The 3,844-nt window shown below is 58.4% G+C and carries 4 protein-coding genes and 1 pseudogene; 4 read left to right on the top strand and 1 reads right to left on the bottom strand.

Features of this window, described 5'->3' with window-relative positions:
* Together OXF11_22310 and OXF11_22305 are read left to right on the top strand one after the other, a co-directional pair.
* Positions 1–551 (top strand): site-specific integrase (locus OXF11_22310; protein ID MCY4489818.1); only part of this gene is annotated, 551 nt, incomplete at its 5' end.
* A 344-nt stretch (positions 552–895) separates the two neighbouring features.
* Positions 896–1,246, top strand: a complete 351-nt coding sequence (locus tag OXF11_22305) for a hypothetical protein (GenBank protein MCY4489817.1) — start codon at positions 896–898, stop codon at positions 1,244–1,246.
* A gap of 258 nt (positions 1,247–1,504) precedes the next feature.
* Here the strand turns inward: OXF11_22305 and OXF11_22300 are convergent.
* Positions 1,505–1,757 (bottom strand): annotated as a pseudogene (locus tag OXF11_22300) (HU family DNA-binding protein).
* A gap of 512 nt (positions 1,758–2,269) precedes the next feature.
* Here OXF11_22300 and OXF11_22295 point away from each other — a divergent pair.
* Both OXF11_22295 and OXF11_22290 read left to right on the top strand, forming a co-directional pair.
* Positions 2,270–2,641, top strand: a complete 372-nt coding sequence (locus tag OXF11_22295) for a hypothetical protein (GenBank protein MCY4489816.1) — start codon at positions 2,270–2,272, stop codon at positions 2,639–2,641.
* Between the two features lie 133 nt (positions 2,642–2,774).
* Positions 2,775–3,347: an NYN domain-containing protein gene (locus OXF11_22290; GenBank protein MCY4489815.1), complete on the top strand. Its 573-nt coding sequence runs from the start codon at positions 2,775–2,777 to the stop codon at positions 3,345–3,347.
* Positions 3,348–3,844 lie beyond the last annotated feature (497 nt).

Genomic DNA, 3,844 nt, shown 5'->3' with positions numbered 1-3,844 from the left:
GCATGACAGCGCACGCGGAGGCGGCGATACGGCTGTTGCTGCTCACGGGGTTGAGGAGGAACGAGGTAACGGAGCTACGCTGGCGCGACCTGGAACATGGCTCGCGAGAGACCCAGCTTGGGGGCTCACAAACCAGAGCGCGCGTGGCGCCGCTCTCGCCGGAAGCGGCCCGGGTGCTCGCCGGCATCCCGCGCGTGGATGGGAACCCGCACGTGATTCCGGGGAAGAAGCCGGGCACGTACCTGCACAACCTGAACGACGCCTGGGACCGTATCCGCAAGCGCGCGGAGCTGGAGGACGTGCGGCTTCACGACTGCCGCCACTCGTTCGCGTCCAGGGCGCTGGCGCTCGGCGAAGGGCTGACCATGATCGGAAAGCTTCTCGGGCACACGAAGGTGGAGACCACCGCACGGTACGCGCATCTGGCGCGGGAGTCGGTGCGCGACTCCGCCATCCGCGTATCCGACAGCATCGCCGCCGACATCTTCAAGGGATACCCGGTCGGCGGGCGGGGACGAAGTCCCGGGCAGGACGGCGACCTGACGCCCTGACCGGGCGTAAACCTCTCAAGAGTCATCTTACCGTTGCGGCTCAGACCTTCGAAGTGGCCGCCGCCGAGTGCGCATGGAGCGCCACCTTCGCCTTGAAGTCTCCGCTGAACCGTCGTCGTGTGCTCATCGCGTATCCCTCCCTCAGTCGGTCGAATACACCTTAGCAACCTGTCCGATTTTCCGGGACCACCTCAGTCTTTGGTGGTCATGGTGTTCTCCGGAAAGGTTGGTTGTCGGTAAACATGAAACTAACCCTTCGAAGAGCGGTGCCGCCACCGCCGGGGCCCTGCAACTTGCCATTTCGCGCCGAAGGTGGTACTGAAGGATAAAAGGAGACGTCATAAATGTCAGAAGAACCCCTTCAGGCTGGTTTCTACGTTGTCCACTATCAAGGTGTCCAGGGCTCGAACCATTTAGCTCTCTACATAGGAAACGGGGTCATTGCTGGAATCGACGTCGGAGGTATTCAGTACTATGGCCAGTACCAAGAGGGAGCTGGGCGAATCAAGGCAAATTTCACCCTCACTGCACCGATAAGTGGTGGACAGCTTGTAACCGGCACAATACTGCAGCCTCAGCAAAAACTCGAAGCCTCGGCCGACTTACCCCGGGACCTTACCAGCGGGGCACATAGTATCGTTATTGGGAACGGCCGCGTTACGGTTGCGTTTGAAAAGCTCTACGATCTTCCCTGACCACTCGCACGAAGGGGGAGCGGCTTTCGCATCTCCCCTTTTTTTGTCAATCCTTCAGGGCCTTCTCAAGCTCGTCAACCTTCGCGTAGAGGATGCGGATCAGGGCATCCTTTTCCTGACAGCCCGCGCAATCGCAAGCATTCTCGTGCGTGCAACTGCAGTCTGGCATGGTGAGCGGGCGCTCTTCCGGGAACTAATGGAACACACAGACTTGGGTGAGTACAATTGAAGTGAGGTGCTCATTTGACCGCCGTCCCGCTAAACCTTCACTGCCCGCGACGCGGGTTTCGCGGCCACCGTGATCTCCTGGCCGGTGAAGGGCGAGATCATCTTGCGCGCCTTTGTCGCGGGCTTGCTCACGACCTTGATCTTGAGCAGGCCCAGGAAGCGTGAACGTTCCCACCGCGCGTCTCTTGACGTGACGCTCGAGCTGGTCGAGCACCGAGGCCACGTCCTTCCTCTGGAGCTCGGTCGATTCGGACAGGACGTTCAGAAGCTGTGTCTTGGTCATGGCCTCTGAGCGCCGCGTTCCTGCGGAAATCGTTTCCGAGGTTGACCAACGGACGATCGAAAAGCGAATCGTTGCGGAGGTGGTGGACGTAAACGACATACGGGAAGAGAAGGTCTCCTTCTTCTTCCTTCACGACCAGAATCTGGTTGCTGCGGATATCGGCCGGCTGTTTGTTGGTCCGCCCTACGTCTCTCCGAATCCTCTTTGCCAAGACCCGCTTGAGATACTCATCTGGTGTCGATACACCCTTCGCTTTCACCCATTCATGTTCCAGTTCCTTTCCGAATGTCTCCGACCCTCTGCATAGAGGCAGTCGAAGAAACCTAGCAGCCCGCTATCGGCTCGGCCGCCTCAGATTCCTTTTCGTCTTCGGCTGTGGCGGCAACGCCAGGAGACGCCGGGCAAGTTCCTCCTGGGTCATGTTCGCCGGAGGGGGGTGGTATGACAGGTGCTCGTGACATAGGCAATCCTCCCTGCTACCGTGATATGAAACTCTACCAGAGGGGGTTCCAATGCCTCAATACGAGATCCACAGCCCAGCAGGAAGCGGCAAGGAGATCAGCGGTTTCCAGAGGCTGGTTCTATCGGCCATTAGAATCCGGTACGAAACTCCCTTTGAGGAAGACACTGTGTTCTTCGAGGTTGAAGACCGGACAACCGAATGGCCACCCTCAGCCCGCTCGGGAACCTTCCTGACCCTTGAGGGGCGGTGGAACCACAGAACCCTTCCGAAGGAAAACCGCATACCGGGCAAGATCGACCTGTTTTTCAATATGGAAGACCTCACCTCGGAATTCCGTGACGTGCTTGTGCAGATCGCTACCGACTCGGCTCATGGAAAGAAGCCGCCTCCAACTCGAATCGTACTCAGAAAAGTGTCCTGATCGAGGGCAGCCCTCCACTACGTGGACGGGGCATATATAGTAAACGATATAACTCCCGAAATTAGGAAGTGCAGCGAAAGATCGCGAAGCTGACGTGAAACCACTCGCCCAGCAAGGTTGAGGAGGAACAACTATGCGACTCTGGATAATTGACGCCGGATATCTGTTCAATGCCTGCCGAACAGTCGAACAAGGATACCGATTAGACTACCTGAAGCTCCGCAAAAAGCTGGAGGAGTCTGGGCCGATCTGGCGGGCCTACTATCTCAACTCCACGCCGAATCCGCCCACAGACGCTCAAGATGCGTTTCACACATGGCTTCGTTCGGCTCCACCCCGCGGGCCACAACTCATCACTAAGCTACATGAGTTGAAGACAATCCGAGCAAACCGTGCTCATTGCAATGAATGTAGTACTCAGGTCGAACTGACTTGCCCCCACGGAACGCAGCACGATCTGGCGAATCAGCAACAGAAGGGCGTGGATGTTGGTATTGCAACTCTAGCATTAATACACCGAGATCGCTACCAAACGCTATTGCTGTCCTCCGGTGATAGCGATCTGTTGGATGCGGTCGAATTCTTGTCGGAGAACGGCAAGCGGATCGAATTGGCGGTTTTCTACGACGGCGTCGCCACTGAGCTTCAGTCACGAGCCGACGATGTACATTGGCTCAACGAGTTTGCAGACGAGATACACCGATGACTTAGGGGCACTAACAATGACATCCGGCTGCTTCGATCCCCGTCCGTGTAGCAGAATCCGCGTCGGCTCAGAACCCGGTCGCCGGAGGCGGTACAGGTCAGTCAGCCTGCACGCACCGGTCGGGGAACGTCCTCAGAGGCACGTGTGCACCACAGGAGCCATTTGGCCTACCCTTCTCGTGCAGCGCTTTCCATTCCGGATCGTGATGCCCCAACCCTGCAGCCTGCCGAGGGTGTACGAGCGGCAGCAGCTTTAGAACACGACCATTCTCATTGCGGTAGGGACGCCGGTTACCCAGCGCCCCCCGCGCAGATCCCCGCATGCCCGCTAAGGCACGAGGCTCCTCCCCTGGGTTGCGCCCATGACAGCGCTGACGGCAAATCGTTGGTCTGGCCACGGGTGTCGGATTTTCAGCTTGGGCCAGTAGGCCGTGGTGAGTCGCGAGACGAGGCCCCATTGGGAACGGGTCCTCTGCGACCTGTGGCGCAGTATCGTTT

It is taken from the genome of Deltaproteobacteria bacterium (genome assembly GCA_026712905.1).
GTDB lineage: Bacteria > Desulfobacterota > Binatia > UBA9968 > JAJDTQ01 > JAJDTQ01.
This window is presented reverse-complemented; position numbering and strand designations above follow the sequence as displayed.